Origin of the sequence: Gallibacter sp. Marseille-QA0791, from assembly GCF_965119705.1 — a bacterium.
GTDB lineage: Bacteria > Bacillota > Clostridia > Peptostreptococcales > Anaerovoracaceae > Lentihominibacter > Lentihominibacter excrementipullorum.
The window spans coordinates 1572151-1589819 of the sequence record NZ_CBCPMH010000001.1; the positions used below are offsets into that span (position 1 = coordinate 1572151).

13 protein-coding genes and 1 pseudogene are annotated in these 17669 nt (G+C 44.9%); 7 read left to right on the forward strand and 7 right to left on the reverse strand.

The genetic code is table 11. The annotated features are described in order from the left end of the window. Nucleotides 1–185: 185 nt before the first annotated feature. The 5 genes from ACQY69_RS07335 to ACQY69_RS07355 all read right to left on the reverse strand — a co-directional run bounded on the left by ACQY69_RS07335 (nt 186) and on the right by ACQY69_RS07355 (nt 8423). A complete protein-coding gene (locus ACQY69_RS07335; protein WP_428259842.1) occupies nt 186–938 on the reverse strand; it encodes a Na-translocating system protein MpsC family protein in 753 nt (250 codons plus the stop codon). Beyond that, nucleotides 935–2815, reverse strand: a complete 1881-nt coding sequence (locus tag ACQY69_RS07340) for an ATP-binding protein (protein WP_428259844.1) — start codon at nt 2813–2815, stop codon at nt 935–937. The genes ACQY69_RS07335 and ACQY69_RS07340 overlap by 4 nt, the downstream gene beginning before the upstream one ends. Before the next feature lie 131 nt (nt 2816–2946). Then, nucleotides 2947–5046, reverse strand: a complete 2100-nt coding sequence (locus tag ACQY69_RS07345) for a M28 family peptidase (protein ID WP_428259846.1) — start codon at nt 5044–5046, stop codon at nt 2947–2949. A 314-nt stretch (nt 5047–5360) separates the two neighbouring features. Beyond that, nucleotides 5361–7037 carry an amidohydrolase gene (locus ACQY69_RS07350; protein ID WP_428259848.1) on the reverse strand — a complete coding sequence of 559 codons (1677 nt, stop codon included), beginning with the start codon at nt 7035–7037 and terminating at the stop codon, nt 5361–5363. Between the two features lie 18 nt (nt 7038–7055). Further along, nucleotides 7056–8423, reverse strand: a complete 1368-nt coding sequence (locus ACQY69_RS07355) for an APC family permease (protein ID WP_428259850.1) — start codon at nt 8421–8423, stop codon at nt 7056–7058. 446 nt (nt 8424–8869) lie between these two features. Here ACQY69_RS07355 and ACQY69_RS07360 point away from each other — a divergent pair, with 446 nt between their 5' ends. From ACQY69_RS07360 to ACQY69_RS07380, 5 genes are all read left to right on the forward strand, one after another. After that, on the forward strand, nt 8870–10162 hold the full coding sequence (locus ACQY69_RS07360; RefSeq protein ID WP_428259852.1) for an L-lactate MFS transporter: 1293 nt from the start codon (nt 8870–8872) through the stop codon (nt 10160–10162). Between the two features lie 34 nt (nt 10163–10196). After that, a complete protein-coding gene (locus ACQY69_RS07365; RefSeq protein WP_428259853.1) occupies nt 10197–10436 on the forward strand; it encodes a hypothetical protein in 240 nt (79 codons plus the stop codon). Between the two features lie 118 nt (nt 10437–10554). Next, the gene (locus tag ACQY69_RS07370) at nt 10555–11280 is read left to right on the forward strand and encodes an HTH domain-containing protein (protein ID WP_428259855.1); all 726 of its coding nucleotides are present in this window, start codon (nt 10555–10557) and stop codon (nt 11278–11280) included. Then, entirely contained in the window at nt 11280–11909 is a 630-nt protein-coding gene (locus ACQY69_RS07375; RefSeq protein WP_428259857.1) for an IS3 family transposase, read from the forward strand. Before ACQY69_RS07370 ends, ACQY69_RS07375 begins: the two co-directional genes overlap by 1 nt. Nucleotides 11910–12036: 127 nt before the next feature. Beyond that, nucleotides 12037–12768: a helix-turn-helix domain-containing protein gene (locus ACQY69_RS07380; protein WP_428259859.1), complete on the forward strand. Its 732-nt coding sequence runs from the start codon at nt 12037–12039 to the stop codon at nt 12766–12768. Between the two features lie 104 nt (nt 12769–12872). Here ACQY69_RS07380 and ACQY69_RS07385 read toward each other — a convergent pair whose 3' ends face one another. Both ACQY69_RS07385 and ACQY69_RS07390 read right to left on the reverse strand, forming a co-directional pair. Further along, nucleotides 12873–14186, reverse strand: a complete 1314-nt coding sequence (locus ACQY69_RS07385; RefSeq protein ID WP_428259861.1) for an FAD-dependent oxidoreductase — start codon at nt 14184–14186, stop codon at nt 12873–12875. Between the two features lie 513 nt (nt 14187–14699). Further along, nucleotides 14700–15149 (reverse strand): annotated as a pseudogene (locus tag ACQY69_RS07390) (hypothetical protein); the annotation flags it as partial. 388 nt (nt 15150–15537) lie between these two features. Between ACQY69_RS07390 and ACQY69_RS07395 the strand changes: the two are divergent. After that, complete coding sequence (locus ACQY69_RS07395) at nt 15538–16377, forward strand: MerR family transcriptional regulator (RefSeq protein WP_428259863.1); 840 nt, start codon at nt 15538–15540, stop codon at nt 16375–16377. 99 nt (nt 16378–16476) lie between these two features. After that, on the forward strand, nt 16477–17559 hold the full coding sequence (locus tag ACQY69_RS07400; protein ID WP_428259865.1) for an NAD(P)H-dependent amine dehydrogenase family protein: 1083 nt from the start codon (nt 16477–16479) through the stop codon (nt 17557–17559). Nucleotides 17560–17669 lie beyond the last annotated feature (110 nt).

Consider the following 17669-nt stretch of genomic DNA (forward strand, 5'->3'; position numbering starts at 1 on the left):
TCTGATTACCTCTTTTCCAGATACACGGCCACATTAGACCGCAATTGTTATTTTTGTCACGTACTTATTCTATTATACTTGCCGGAAAGCTTAAAGGCAATAACTGGCTGCGTTATTGCACAGTGAGAAATAAAAATCCCGTTCACTTTTTTCACTCAGATTTTGTCGCAGACCACGCCTGAACATCATCGCAGCAAGGCGAACACCAGCTGATCCACTGCCCGAAACGGCAGGAATTCTGTATGTGCCAGCTCTGCTTCGATACCCGTGATTTTTTTCATCATGAACTGCAATTTCTGACGCTGCGCCTTATAATATGCGCTGTGAATACTTTCCACCAGACTTATATTGTGCTTATCCTCCATCAAGGACTTTTCCAATGGTGTTATCATCCCATAAGCTGTGATCTCGATCCGCCTATCGCTGATAAAGACAGTCATATCTCTGGGTCCCCGCCCTGCTGTCTTCTTGAGGAATGCCGTCAGCTCTTGCTTTATCTGTATTTCCAGCTCTGCCTTCTTCTCGATATCATCGAATACCACACTGCCGCTGCTCATCTCCTCGGCCAGTTTATCGAGAGTTTCAAGCAACTGGTCTAGGATTATAGGTTTTACCGCATATTTCACAATGCCGATGTCCACCGCTTCTATTATCATGTCCGATTTATCGACGGAAGACGTTATGATGAATGGACATTTATCCCCTGCCCGCCTTATTTCTTTTAACATATCCATACCATTCATCTCCGGAAGCAGGATATCAGCGATCACGATGTCTGGCCGTTCCTCAGCATACTTCACCAGCCCTTCTTTACCGTTGGCGGCAGTGATCACCTTCCCGGCTTTTTTCTTCAAATATCTTCTGAGATCTTCTCTCGTATCATCATCATCTTCGACATAAAGGATCTTCATCTGTGATAAATATGTGTTCCCTGTCATCCTTCTCCTCCTTCTTCCCTGACAGTCATTACACACCTGACTCCGTCTCCAAAGTTTTCCAATGTTATCTCCCCATCCATGCTCTCCTCTATAAAATGTTTTGAAATAGCCAGCCCCAGTCCTGTACCATCACCGGCTTTTTTTGTAGTATAGTATGGGCTGAATAGTCTCTCCTTGGATCGCTCGGAAATCTGCGCGCCATCGTTGAATATTTCTATCGCTATCTTTCCTTTTTTTTCTGATGAACGTCTGATATCCACTCGAATGACACCATTGACAGCGCCTTTCTCCTCTATGGCATCTATAGCGTTGTCCACTATATTGAGTATGACATGATATAGAGAATTTTTATACCCTCTTGACATCATACCCTCTCCTCCTTCAACGGTAACCTTTATATTCCTAGCTTTTGTTTTATCCTTCAGCAGCTCCATCACTGCCATCACCACATCCCTCACGGGGAATGAAACGATTTCCTTGTCCGGCTTTAGATAGTCGGAGAAATCACTGAGTGTCTCCGACATCCCAGTGGTCAACCGCTCTACCTTGCTTACAGCCGACAGTGCACTTTCTTTCGTCACCTCACCGTTTTCTATATCATCCTTGAGCATTCCCATGATTATATTTATATTGTTGAGAGGCTGCTTCCACTGATGCACTACGTTTCCCATCATCTCTCCGGCTGCTGCCTGCCTCGACTTGTGAGCCAGCATGATATCATTCATCCGCTGACGCTCCATTGCTTTCTTCACCAACGCTTCCACATCACCATCATCCTTCACATCCTCAGTCTCGCCTTCCTCTAACTGACCACCCAGATCCATCAGCTTTAGCATCCTGATCGCTCTGTCCACCGGACTTGAAAAATACCGCGCTGCCAGATAAACGGCGACCGCTAACAATGCCACCAGTAACAAAGACAGCAAAATCACTATCATCAGGATCCTATCATATGTCCTGTAAAGATTATCCTCATAGTTGATGATAGCTAGTTTCCAGTCATTGCTCAGCTGACTGAAACTGACCCTCATTGTCTTTCCATTCCATCCAACATCGAAATCTCCGGAACCTCTCTCTTCCATTTTTCCAGTTATCTCATCCCACAATCCGTTGTCCCGCAGAATACCTGTCCCGCTGACATTACGAGATGACACTATCTGCCTGTTGTTCTGATCCAGCAGGAATATCATCCCGTCATTTTCCACTTTCATATTACTTATTAGATCAGTAGTATAAGTCGTATATATATCCGTACCTACGACGCCCACCAACGTATCATCTATATAGACAGCGCGAGAATAAGCCATCACTTCCTGGCCTATATCTGAATCCATATACGGTTCTGTCCACACACCTTCTCCCGGCTTATCGGCAGCGGAAAACCAGTACTTCATTGTCGGGAAGTCCTCATCTTCGAACGACTCGTAATATATGCCGTTGTTCATGGCATCAGTTTCCCTGATATGGCCTTCTTTATCGTAAGAATACCAGATCTCGTAGATGCCATCCCTGTCAGTTATCTCAGGTGAAAATGTAACATAAAGGCCTTGGGAGCCCTCTATATCCACCAGTGTATCTTTGATGACAGGAGAATACTCCGCCATATAGCTTCTGATATATAACGGATCCTCCAACTGCCGTTCCAGATGAAAACCGTGGGATACCTGAGCACATAGGGCATCTACCGAGCCTTCCGCGTTCTCAAACACCATACTCATCTGATTAGCGAACTGTTCTGTTTCGTAAATCAGTTTGTCATCAGTCGTTTCCTTGAGTACTCGAGAAAATGTAGTCGTTTCTATAATCGCAAAAACCGTGAAGACAAAAATTGCTATGCATGCGGTTATTACAGATATTTTCTTTATTATGGGGTTCATCGCAGCCTCCTGTCTCTACCGTGTTTTTAAATTATATCAGAAACCGCATGCCTCCCGAAAGGCAAAAAGAGAGGCCGACCGCATCGGACATTCCTGATGCGACCGTCTCTCCTTTTGATAACAGCCTCTGCCTATTTGAGGCTGTTCAGCGTCTCTGTGATGGCATCCAGGCTAGCCTCCTCTTCCTGTATCACAGTGTCGAGAAGCGCCTCCTGTTCCTCCAGCAGCTGCTGAAGCTGACTTATCTCTGCCGAAAAATCGGTATTGCCGCTCTCCACCTTATCCATCAGGCTCCTGATTATCTCATCCACATAACAATCCATCGGATCGACTTTTCCTTCCGCCCACGTCCCTTCGATTCCTTCAAGCCACCTGTTGTTGAAATGATCTACAGTCTCCTTATCGAAGAACATGGCATACCATCCATTATTTATCCCCGAAAGGTAATCGTTGTAAGCTGTCTCGGCATCGCCGTCATTGAGAGCCTCAATAGCTCCCTGAAGGTTTTCCACATTGGCCTGTCTCGTCTCGTGAGGGAATACGGCAGTCATCTCGCCATCCAGATGCAGCAGCTGATCCTGCACCTGCTTGTAGGTCTTATGAAGCTGACTATTGAGGGCTATGGCCTCATTCCTCAAATCTTCTGCCGTAGCCGTATCGCCGTCGGCCACAGCTGCTTCATAATCCGCATTCAGCTTATTGATCTTTTCAGTCACAGGCTTGGCCGCTTCTATCGCCGCTTCCGCTTTTTCTGCCAGCTGATTGTCTCCCGACACCTCATCATTTATAGTCTCTTTTAGTGCTTCAAATCGTGTCCCGAAATCCATCGGCCTGGCTGCCAGATCATCAAAGGCATACACTATCCTTCCATAAAGCGTATGCATCCACAGCCATGTGTCTTCGTTGAATTCCATGACTTCATCACTGTCCGCACTGGTATGATATGCAGTATCATAGAACAACGTCTCTTCACCCTTTGCAGTTGCTACTCCTGGTACTCCACAAGTCATGTAATTGAAATCTTCCTTATATGTGCTAGGCGGCATCAGATAATTGTACTCATAATCAGACGCGTCCAGCATCGGCTGCACCAGATCGCTTATATAGCTATACAGCTCTTCGGCTACTGATATCCCGAATGTGGTTTCTCCTTCAACACAGTAGGCTCCGTCTATATTGACCACAGCAAAAGCTTTCTCCGCCCACTCAGGATGTACTTCCGTTATCTGCTTGTAGGAACCTATGGCCCAATCAGACTGGCTGTCCACTTTTCCCCATTCTTCAGCGCCATGACATATGAACCTTATGGTCTTGTCTGGCTCGTACCCACTGTCTATCATAGCCTTTGCCGCACCTAGGATCAATCCCACTCCCGACGCATCATCATAGAAGGAGTGGAAATATCCGTCCATATGGGCCATCATATATATTACTTCATCTGTTTTCCCCGGTATCTCACCCCATACATTCTGACTTTCCACGTCTTCCGTGACCACAGAATCAGCATTGAATACTACCTGTATCTGGTCCTCTCCAGAAGCTTCTATAGCCTCCTTGAGGGCGTCCGTGTCTTGTTGACTTATACCGAGCGCTGGCGCGTCAGCCGGACCACATATGTCCTGAGTTCCTATACGATCATCCATTTCCACCGGCATTGCTGAATTGGCCAGCACTGCTCTGGCACCCTTCACATGGGCTTGATACGCAGGGTTGTTTATCCACCATTCTTCATTCTGATCTATATCTATCAGCACTAACTTCCCTGTAACATCCACACCTTCATAATCCTCGGCTGTTCCCTTATTAAGGTATACCACATCTATAGTCTCATTTTCCGCCTGGATAGTCGTCTGATATCCGCCTAGATCTATCTTCTGTTCTTCACCGTTGGCGTTAGTAAAAGTTATATTCGCTCCGTTAAAGGTCCATCCGTCCAACCCTACCTTATCGACGGTAACATTCTCAAGACCGATATCCTCCATTGTCTGTCTGATATATTCTGCTGTCTCCTTTTCTGCAGGAGATCCAGCCGATCTGAATCCCAGGGCAGGATCATCTCCCATCTCAGATATAGTCTTATCCACTTCATAAGAAAATTCCGTATCCAATGAATCCAAAAATGCCTGGAAATCCTCAGGATAATCTGCTTCCTGACCCCCTCCACAGGCCGCCAGACATGACAGACCCATCACTGCTGCCAATGTCACACCTATAATTTTTTTCATCTTCATCACACCACTCCTCTCTTCAGGTGCCGCACCGAATATTTACGGTGACGTCTTCCTTTTTCACAATAAAAAAGATCAATGCAAATAATGCATTGATCTGCGATGAGCTTACTTAGTGTATTCTCTTTCGGTTCTCAACTTTCTATGTCTCTTCCAAAAAACTGCCGCATTCCATCGACTGTTCCTGTTTAGATTATACGCAGTACCGATTTATTTGTCAAGACTTTTTAGAATTTACTGACATATCTGTTTTTTAGACAGATAATCCTTTTCGCGCCTGTATATGATCCGAAAATCCACACTCATTTACAGCATTTTTACAGCTCTCCTTTCACCAACTTTCCGTCGAATATCACAGCTTCTACTTTTATCTCACTTAATTTATCAGGAGAGATTTTGCAAGGATCTTTGTCTATCACAATAAAATTTGCCTTTTTCCCTGCTTCCAAGCTGCCCATCTTATCATCCCATCTCAACTGCTTTGCACCTTTCAAGGTATAACCCTTAAGTAATGTCTTCAAATTTATTTTCGCCGTCGCCGGGGGCCTGACAGAACCAGGATACTTCTTCGCATCCAGAGGAAATTCCGGGTCTACCCTTGTTGCCGCCACCTGCATCCCGAAAAACGGATAGGCCCTATGAAGTTCGTAAAAGGTTACTGTATCTGCCGAAAAAGCCACTGTGGCTCCATTTTCTATCAAAGGCTCGAATTGATACATCCGCCTCCACTTCTCTTCTGTATAATAGTTCATCGCCTCCTCACCGAAATATCCACCTGACCAATGACAACTCCAATTAATATATATGCCAAGATCAGCAGGTCTTTTCATATCTGAAGGATCTATTATTTCACAATGGGCGAATACAGGCCTGCACACCCAAGGCTCACCATTTTGAGCCGCTGCTTCCTGTGCCCTCTCCACAGCGTTACAGCCTACGCGAAAAGCCCTATCCCCGACCATATGTATATGCATATCAAGGCCTTCCCTATTGCAGAGCAAAAAGCACTGCACAAGTTCATCCTCCTCCATCATTATTTCTCCATAATTCCCCGGATCATTTATATGCTCATGGAGAGACGCGCTATTACCGCTTTCGTTAGTACCGTCAAGAAAAAGTTTCATCGTATTGATCTTAATATGTTCCGTAGTATAAAGCTTACTGTACTCACGTAATTTAGCGATTTTCTCAGGAAGATCATTATATCGCCAAAATCTTACTGAACCATCATAATATACATGCAGCTCATTTGCCAGATCCATCTCATATATAGATCTTATTTGCTCATCGCTTTCTATGAAAGCATCGAATATCGCCGTGATTCCACTATCTTCAATAAATTTGAAGAAAGGTTCCATCTGTTTTACAGTCAACTCTTCCGGCGGCTTCCATCCTAATTTGTTGAACATTTTATCTGCAAAATGCAACCATGCAAATTCCCTCACCCACCCTGTCGGAGTCCCGTCTTCATCACGTACGAAAGTTTCGAGAGAACTTGGATCAGGGGTGCTTTTATCCACCTCCATCAATTCCAGCATTTTCGAGTTCATCCAGCATAGATGTTCGCCAAAATCCTGGCACAGTACAGGTCTATCAGATACTACCGCGTCTAGCATCTCCTTTCTTGGCCCATTTTCATCGAACATTGACGTAGGATAATATTCAAAATATAAGAATGGGGTTTCTGACACCGGATGCTCCTCTGCATATCGAGCTACGAAATCCAACACTTCGCCCACATTTTCTGTCCATGGAAGGCGCACATGCCATGCGCTTTTTGAACACATCCCCGGGTGTATATGACTATCGATAAAGCCTGGCAATACGACTCTTCCATCCAGATCGATAATCTCAGAACTTTCATTGGCATGCTTTATTGCAGAATCTCTGTTCCCGGCAAACAGTATCTTTTCATCATCAGTTACTATAGCCGAAACAATATCATCCTCTTCATTTTCCGTATAAATGCATCCATTCAAATAAATCTTTTTCATCTCATGCTCCTCTATGTATCATTCTATATCCATCTCAGGAGGCAACTGCCTGAACCCTTTTGTCTTTACAGCCAGTACGATAACTCCGATAGCCAGCCATACAAGACCTACTATTTTCGCTGTCATTGTAATGTTTACCCAAAGGACTGCGCAGATCAACGCGCCTATTATCGGCATGATCCCGTATCTAAATATAACTGCCGCTCCTCTTCTGCCTTCTTTTTTGAGAAAATAAGCCGGTACTGATATATTAACTAATATAAATCCTGTAACAGCTCCAAAACTTATCAATGATACTGCCGAAAGAAGACTATCTGAGAACAAAATCCCTACTAATCCTATTACTGCTACAATCATCAGGTTATATATAGGCACTCCATTTTTATTCATCTTTCCAAATATCCTTTTAGGAATGATATTATCACGCCCCATATTGTACATTATTCTTATAACAGCTGCTTGGCCTGACAATGCACAAGCTATACTGCCTATATTGTCTACTACCAGGAAAGCGATATCAAGATGCGGTATAACTGTTATTCTGGAAAGCAAATCGAATATGCCAGCATCAGGCTCACTCATATTCTGCCATCCTACAGGCCACATCACTTGAGCTATATAGGCGATGAAAGTGAATATCAACCCTGTTCCCAGACATACCAGTACGATTGCTTTCGGAATATCTTTTTTCGGGTTTTTAGCTTCTTCAGATAATGTCGACACCGCGTCAAAGCCAAGGAATGATACACATAACATTGCCGCCGGATATAGTACTAACCTCAACTCAAAATATTCTGGGTTGTAAAACGCGGTCCCATCTATAAATCCATTGGAAGTTCCATCTATTCCACCTTGAGCTATAGTTATGAGCCCGGCAACAATAAACACCGCCATCATTATCATCTGCGCCACAACTATTGCAGTATCCGCTTTTGCTGTCCCACTGACTCCTTTTGCATTTATCAAGAAACACATCACTACCAGCAACACGACCCATACAGCTACAGGTACCATCGGAAAATACGTATTCATATATATCCCTACAAGTAAAAAACATATCATTGGCAGTAACACATAATCCAACATCATTACCCATCCGGTCAAAAATCCAAAATGGGGATTGAGGGACTGCTGTACATACACATAAGCGGATCCTGACTTTTGAAATACCGAAGTCATACTTGCATAGCTGAAAGCCGTGAAAAATATCGCTATGACTGTACAAAGAAATACCATCGGATACATCCCGTGAGATTCTACTGATATAGAGCCATAATAGTTAAAAACTACTGTAGGCGCCATATACGCCAAACCGAAACATATCAGTGACCCTAAGCCTAATACTTTTTTAAATTCACCTTTCGATTGTTCTTTTTCCTTATTCATACTGCACCTCCCACTTCAAAATAACTTTGCATTCAGCAGGCATCTGTATATCCTCTCCGCTGACACTTATGTTGTTTACCTTTCCCATTCTCTTTCTTTGATAATTATCATATTCCTGTTATATTTTCAGAATACTCATTATTTTCTTTTGATTCAATGACGTTTCCCGTCTTTTCATGTTTTTATAACCCAAAAACGTCAATAGGTAATATTCATTGTCTCGCTAGGCTCTCATAAAAATACTTGACTGCAAGTAAATTCTTATATAAGATAAATCATAAACAGACATTATCGATATGATATCTGTTGTTTTCCATTCATTTTCAAAGGACATAATCCTCAAATCCAAGTAAAACCTTAAAATCATCATATTTCTGTTTCCGGCTCTTTTAAATGCATGAGTCGGTTTTATCGTTTTAATATAGTTTATAGTAAGGAGCATATCTATGATAAAATCTTTGGAAACAGAAAAAAAGCGCTGGATAATACTTATCGCTGCATGTATATGTAACGTGTTCGCAGGTACTGGATACTGCTGGAGTGTCTATCAAGCCGGACTAGTCAACGAAGCAACGACGATATTCGGATCTTCTAATATCACTGCCTCTGTATTGGCAGTCGCTTTTTCGATCAATGCCGCAGTTTTTCCCTTTACGATGATTGCAGGAGGGCTGCTCCAGAGAAAATTGGAGCCTTCAAAGATCATGATAGGGAGCGCTGTTTTGATTCTCGCAGGGATGTTTTTGAGCGGTACTGCCAACAACGTTTATGCTATATGGCTCGGTTTCGGCATCATTACTGGATTTGGCAGCGGTGCTGTATACGGCATCACCATAAATAACACGATAAACTTTTTCCCTGATAAAAAAGGTCTCATCAGTGGTATGACAACATGCTCCTTTGGATTGGGTTCAATAATCTTTCCACCTATCATTAGTGACATGATAGATAATTGTGGTGTGCTTCATACTTTTAAGATAATGGGAGCACTCATCGCAGCGATCACCGTGCTCAGCGCTTTTTTTATCAGCAGCTGTCCTAGAGGATGGCTCCCGAAAGACTTCATCCCAGACAGATCAGTAAAAGATATCGCGAACGAAAAGACAGGAAATGACAGGACATGGTCGGAAATGCTCAAAGATGTACGATTCTGGCTCACAGCCACTGTGTTTATGCTCTTTGCCTCCGCCGGGCTTTTTATAGTTTCCCAATCTAAACAACTAGCTGTCATAGCTGGAGGCCTCCATGAAACCGATAACCTTTCCATACTTACCATCAGTATCGTCGGTATAGCCAACTCAGTCGGCCGCCTCATATGGGGTTTCGCATCCGATAAAATCGGCCGGCTCCGATCTCTTATATCCATGGCATTGATTTTAAGCATTGCAGCCTTTGCTCTGGCATGCACTTCAGACAATTACAAAATATTCATCATATGTATGATATCATTGGCATGCTGCTATGGTGGTTGCATGGGGATTTATCCAGCATTGACAGCAGATCTATTTGGAGAAAAAAACAATAGTGTTAATTACGGTATAATGTTTTTAGTCTTTTCCGTTGCAGCTTTTGTCGGTCCTAAGTTTTTCACTTCTTTGAGTGAGGCGTTCAATTCACATTCCACATCTTTATATATCATTTCAGGTTTCGGTCTGTGCGCGTTTGCTTTAACATTTTTACTAACCCGTTTTAGTCGCAAAAAAATAAAGCTCCCGAAACACTCACAATTCAATTTGTGATATTATTTGTTAAAAGATATCAGGAGGAACTCTAATGAAAATGACTCAGATAGGAGATACACCCCTGAGTATAAGTATATACTCAGTAGAAGAAACACCGACAATAATACACGATACAGGCATTTTAGAAATCATATTCTGCCTCAAAGGGAGCATCCGCTTCTCATATGCCTATGAAGAATTTACACTTAACGAAGGGGATTTCATATCAGTCGATAAAGACGCCTACTATCTATATGATGGTCGTGAAAATTTATGTGTTTCCTTCTATTAAACTGTACCCATAAAACTGGACACAGAATTTGGGATACAGCTTGAAGGAAAATGAGTTTTAATCCACCTCCAAGCAGTAAAATACGATATAATCTATGTATCTTCACGGAGGTGATGAAATGAAATCTTTGTTTACAAAGGAACAGATTGATGAACTCAGGTTAAACCCATACACCTATCATGTCAGCAATACGACCATAAAGTTCACAGAAGAGTTCAAAGATGCATTCTGGCGTCTGTATCTGCAGGATATGCCCCTGCGTGACATCGTCAGGACTTTAGGCTATGATTACGACGTCCTTGGCGAAAAACGTGTTGGAGGTTTCATTTACAACCTCAGAAAGAACCGCCTGACACCGGAGCAAAGGGTCGCCTCCTCATCTCCGCAGCGAATTACACGTCCGCCTGCCAATACTGATTATACACATATGTATGCCAGCGAAGCCATTAAAAACATGTCTGCCGAACTTACATATCTTCGTCAGGAAGTTGAGTTTTTTAAAAAAACTTTCGCAGCTGGAGATAAAAAAGGATTCAGAGGATTGATTATGGATACAAGCTCATCTAAATTCCAGCTCATACATGAGCTTGTCAGCCGGGAAGATAATGTTCTTACGATCACTGAACTCTGCTCGATTGCCCGTGTTTCCAGATCCGGATATTACAACTGGGTCAACAGCAAAGATAAGCGGGATGAACAGGAGCGGAAAGACCGCCATGACTTTGAATTGATCTTGGAAGCCTTCTCTCACCGGGGATATGATAAAGGAGTTCGAGGGATCCACATGCGGCTTCTGCACATGGATCCGCCGATTCTCATGAATGTCAAAAAATCAGTCGGTTGATGCATAAATACAACTTGATCTGTCCCATACGGCAGGCAAACCCGTACCGGAGAATGGCCGCAGCATTAAAAACCAATAATGTTGCCGACAACCTTGTAAACCGTGAGTTTGAGGAACACGGACCACGAAGCATCCTTCTGACTGATATTACATATATTCCTTACAATGGCACATTTGCATATTTATCGACCATAATTGATGCTTTTACCAAGCAGGTGCTGTCATACGCCATCAGCGATAATTTAAAGCTGGATTTTGTACTTCTCACGGTTGAACAGCTAATCAGGAACCATAGGATTTCTTTGGATGAAGAAACAATTATCCATTCCGACCGGGGAGTCCATTATACAAGTTACAAATTCATCGAAATTGTAAAAGACAGCAATCTCAGGCAGTCTATGTCCAGAAGAGCCAATTGCTGGGATAATGCTCCTCAGGAGAGTTTCTTCGGACATATGAAAGATGAGATTGATGTCAGCAACTGCACTGACTTCTGCGAAGTAAAGGACATCATAGATGATTGGATCGACTATTACAACAATGAGCGTTATCAATGGGATCTGGCAAAACTTTCGCCCAATGAATATTACTCATATATCACGACGGGGATTTATCCGTTAAAGAAATAGAAGGTCAGCATATCAGTCTAACCTTCTATATATTTCAGTCTAACAATTAGAGATGTCCAGTATCATGGGCAAATCTATTTGGGCATGTCCAGTTTACAGGGTCAACCCCTAATTATTTGTCCTTGACATGGGGTACAGTTTATATTTTGACCTCATACGATATTCAGATATCTATCCTTTTATACCAAATGTATTATTTATATGCGAAGGAGTCCCCGAAACATTTGAACAGTATCCATTCGGAAAGCACCGCCAGTTAAAAGGAATGCTGCTCTCCCTATTAAAACTCATCTTGAATGGTAATAGCAACTATACAAAAGGGCCTCGAGAAGAAGTGATAGATTTAGCCACAAAAAAAATCATCGACTTTTTCGTAAGACATTTTTCCTTCACAGCATTCCACGCAGGTTATACAAATGAAATAAATGAAAACGACATCTACAGGATGCAACTTATAACAAACTATATTTTTACTCATCTAAATGAAAAAATTTCTTTGTCGCACTTGGCAGAGAAACTTAACTTTACAGAGAATTATATGTCGGAATACCTTTGCAAATACTCCATAGGTTTCCGTAATATCATAAGTTATTTCCGCGCTAACGCTTCTGAGCATCTGCTTTTGAAAACAGATAAAACTCTTCTGGAAATATCTGAGGAGTGTGGTTTTTCCGATGTGAAATACTATTACGCCGCATTTCGAAAATGGTATAAATGTTCACCTAAGCAATTCCGGAAAAAATATCGGGAAGCTCAGGGGAAACGTATAAATTATCTTTCCCCGTCTTCCGCCACTGCCCTTCTGGATGATCTTCTTATCAAATATTGCATCGACACATTCCTTCTAAATGAAGCATGATCTGCCGGCCAAAGCTTTCGTTCCTTGTCTCTGTCTCCTGACCGTATATCGGTCAAAAGACAGAGACAAGTGAAATCCCCCGAACAGTACCATGTCAACCGCCGCTATATCATCCTCTCCCCATAAATATTCTCCAGTCCATACCGCTTCACACGCCCAGCTATCTCATCCCTGTCAACTGAATACAATCCCTTATCTTTCATCCTGTTGAAATACTCGGCTCCGGCAAAAGTATACCGTGTCATCAGTCCGTCTTCTGTCGCCAGGTTCTCGTTAGCAAAGGTTATCAGGTCTCCGACAGCTATCCCTACAGGCAGCTCCAGTGGTTTCATCCCTTTAAGATATCTCACCGCGTTGTGTCCCGCCAGGCTTCCCGTAGAAATAGCCTCTGTATGCCCTACGAAAAGCCCGGATTTTTCTCCGCCGCAGAATAGATTCTCTATCCCTGACGCTTTCATGCCGTTATCCCGCTCAGCGACGGAGAGATACCTGATGGAATTGCCTTTTCCTCCCGCGTAAGGATCCGCATATCTGGCGTTTTCAAAACCAGGGATCTGCCTCAGAGTGTCTAGATCGAAGAAAGGGGTCATTATTTTGGCATATCCTGTATCCAGCAGGATTATATTCTCCGCGTATTCGTTGAGAGCATATTGTTTACAAACTTTCATATCCAGCTTTTCTCTTTTTATTGCCTTTTCGGGAAGCGGCACCACAGCTACTCCGGTTTCATTGAGCTTATGCTGCAGCTCTTCCGACAGCGACTGTTTCTCCAGCTTCCCGCTCCCGCTGAAAGCGCCGAAGGATCCGTCTTTTCTTTTTCCCATGATATCACTGCCACCTGCCTTGGCGCTTATGCTGACCCTTGGTCCGAAAGCGGGGCATCTCAATATACACATGCAGCACCCGTTTCCATATGTAAGGCAATTCCCCATTGGCCCTGTAGAGCCAGTCGTCTCCACGAAAACATCACCTTCGACTTCCTCTCCCCCGGCTAAGACTATTTTCTCGATGATACTCTCTTTTGCTATCTTTCCGTCAGACATATCTCTTTTTCTGACCACCACATCCACCGCTCTGGCCATGAGACGGATATCCACACCTTTTTCTCTCAATAATCGCCTCACACATGGTTCCACTTTAGTCACATCGTACAGACTGGCATGCTGATGGCCCGGAAAATCTATGTTGACATGACGGGAGCATCTGTCAGTTATCTCAAACAGTTCATGTGCTCCCATGGCGACATTCTCCTCCGCAGCAGTGAATCTGCCGTTGTTCCTCATGATACCGCCAACATTTCCCAGTCCCAGCAGCAAGTCTGTTTTTTCCAGCAATACTACGTCAGCCCCCGCTTTTCTCGCTGACAGGGCCGCCGCGCACCCTGACCATCCTCCACCGATAACTACAACTCTATACAAAAGAATCCCTCCTAATACTATATTCATACACCTGATATGGATCGCCGCTTTCCTTCTCAACTTCCGGCTGCTCTCTCATCACACTGGCCTGTTGAGCTTCAGGAATGTGATAGTAGCCGCTCCGTTTATCACCTGTGTAGGTCCACTGTACGTCAGTGAAAATGTGGTATCGTCGGCCGCTTCCAGTATGAAATGTGCCGAGCCTGCAGCTGATGAACCATTGGCGCTCGTCGCAAAATAAACACCCGTTTCCAGATGAGTAGCACCATTATAATATGGTGTTACCTGTACATATCCAGCGTTTCTCAGCACGCCGGATACGCTGTATGACACCAGGTAATATCCTGCTGTCAGAGTTATCTGCGTATACCCGTTTTCCGATATATTCCCTGTAATATCAGTAACGGAAGGATATAAGACTATCATATCTCCGCTGGAAAAGACCTCTTCATATCCTATGAACGAAGCAAATATATCATGAGCATCTTCTCCTGCAGGCCCCGTCGGACCTGTAAGCCCTCTCGCGCCTTGCGTTCCCGCAGCTCCTGTAGCGCCGGTCGGTCCGGTAGCTCCCGTTGCTCCTGTAACCCCCGTGGGCCCCGTCGGGCCTGCCAGCCCATCCCTTCCTGTCGCACCTGTATTCCCGGCCGGTCCTCTCATCCCTGTGGCGCCGGTCGGGCCCGTCGGGCCCGTTGCACCTGTTTCTCCTCGCTCGCCTCTCGCACCTGGCTGCCCCTGCTGTCCCTCTGCTCCCGCAGGTCCCGTTGGCCCTGTATTCCCCGTCGCACCGGTCGGACCCGTCGCTCCGGTTGGTCCTTGTATACCGACAGCACCCCTCGACCCGGTAGCTCCGGTAGCACCGGTCGGTCCGGTCACTCCTGGCATGCCGCTGGCGCCTGCAGGGCCTTCTTCCCCCGGCGGGCCCACAGGCCCCGTTGGGCCTGTAGCTCCGGTCGGCCCGGTCACTACTATGACTTCACCGTTATGACTGCAACAGCATCCGCAAATTTGACCGCAGCGCGGTCTGCATCCCTTCATGTCATCCATGCCTTTCCTCCCGCCATATCGCTCCCTGCTCTGCGCCGCCTTTTCCCGGCAGCCTAAAGCCCCCATCACGACTCCGCTGCTTTATCCTATTCCTCAGAGCTTTTCCCTGTGAATGGAACAAGATCCTTTGTCAACATCATCTCTAAAAAATTCACTTCCAAAAGCACGTCCCGGGAAACGTTCACTCATGTAAGGCCGGCTGACCTCACCTTTTGCCGATCCGGCAGTTGCTACATCCCACTCTTTATCGTATAATCAAAGAACGGGGCAAGGGAGCACATCATGTGACGACAGGAGGACCGTCATGGATCTCAACAAGCTGACTATCGGCCAGATGGCCGGACTGAATCGTATCTCAACACAGGCTTTGCGCCTTTATGACAGAGAGGGACTTCTCACTCCCATGATAATAGACCCTGATACAGGATATCGCTACTACCATATTACTCAATCCGCACGTCTGGATATGATACAGTACATGAAGGATTACGGCATGACGCTGAAGCAGATACGCCAGACGCTGGACAGCGGCGATCCCGAGACCATCAAAGCCTTCATAAACCAGCAGCTGGGGGCTATCGACCATCAGGTGGAAACGCTGCTCCATCGCAAACGTGCCATGACCAAGGTCCTGGAAAACTACAGAAAGTACGAAACCTTGCCTAAGGACGAACAAGTCTTCATGGAATATATCCCGAAACGTTATATATACAGCTATACCACCGACAAGGATTACTTCCATCAGGATCACGTAGGCTATGAGTATATGCTGAGAGAGCTGAAGATACACCTCTCTGACGAGGATCTTAACATGGGCTATTTCTGCAATGTAGGCACCATTATGCGACGGGAAGCCCTCATCAGCGGCAATTTCTTCGCCAATGAAGTATTTCTCTTTGTCTCCCCTGACGAAAAACATATGAAACCGGAAACGCTCCCGGCTTCCATGTATTGCTGCATATGCTCCGACGATTTTTACGCGGAAACGGACAACGCCCATAAGATGCTCAACTATATCGAAGAGCACGGCCTCAGCATCTGCGGCGACTATCTCTGCGAGGTCCTTGTAGAATTCCCGGTATTCCAGGATGGACCCCGCAATATGTTCTACAAACTGGAGATCCCTGTAAATACGAAAAAATAATTTTCAAAAAATTCTTGACTTTATACCTGCTGTAAGGTCTATGCTTTATGTATAAGATAAATCCCTTGGTCAATACTCCATAAAAGAGGAGGGATAATAATGAAACGTAAAGTAAAGATCGCCCAATACGGTTGCGGGAAAATGAGTAAATACCTGATGCGCTACGTGCTGGAAAAAGGCGGAGAACTGGTAGCAGCCTTTGACATGAATCCAGCGGTCATCGGCAAAGACGTAGGCGTTATCATGGAAAGCGCCCCTGTGGGCATTGCTATATCTCCGGCAGAGAAAGCTGACGCCATACTCAAGGATACCAAGCCTGACGTATGCATAATCGCCACCAGGAGCACCATGGAAGAACTCAAAGAAGCCTTTTCCGTCTGCGCCAAAAACGGAGTCAACGCTATCACCACGTGTGAGGAGGCACTGTATCCATGGAACTCTTCACCAGACATAACTAAGGAGCTGGATGCGCTGGCTAAAGCCAATGGCTGTACTCTGTGCGGCAGCGGGTATCCGGATCTCTACTGGGGCACGATGATAACTAATCTGGCCGCATCCATGGCTCATATCACAAAGATAAAAGGAAGCAGCAGCTACAATGTGGAAGATTACGGCATAGCCTTGGCACAGGGCCACGGCGCCGGTCTCACCATGGAAGAGTTCGAAAACGAAATAGGAAAATACAATAACCTGTCCTCCGATGAAATAGGAGCGTTGGTTGAAAAGGGAGAATACATCCCATCATATATGTGGAACCAAAACGGGTGGCTTTGCAGCCGACTGGGTCTGACCATAACTTCTCAGACTCAGAAATGCGTTCCTCACACCTATGAAAGGGATCTTCGCTCCGAAACTCTGGGCATGACCATAAAGGCCGGAGATGCCACAGGCATGTCGGCTATCGTCACGACGGAAACCGCTGAAGGTATAACACTGGAAACTGAATGCATCGGCAAGGTGTATTCACCTGATGAATTCGACAAAAACCAGTGGACCTTCTACGGAGAGCCGGAGACCACGGTCATCGTAAACAAACCGGCTACCGTTGAACTGACTTGCGCGGACATACTCAACAGGATACCACAACTCATAGATGCGGAACCGGGGTATATCAGTACCGACAGGATGCCTTACAGCAGCTATATGGTAAGGCCGATAAATGAATACGTCACCAGCCTTTGATACGTCGTAGATACAAAATGGAAAAGGGACTGCCGCATCGATATCGATGCGCGGGCCCTTTTCCATTTCAGTATAGACCGAGAAGGAAGGCATATCGGTATATCCCGGCA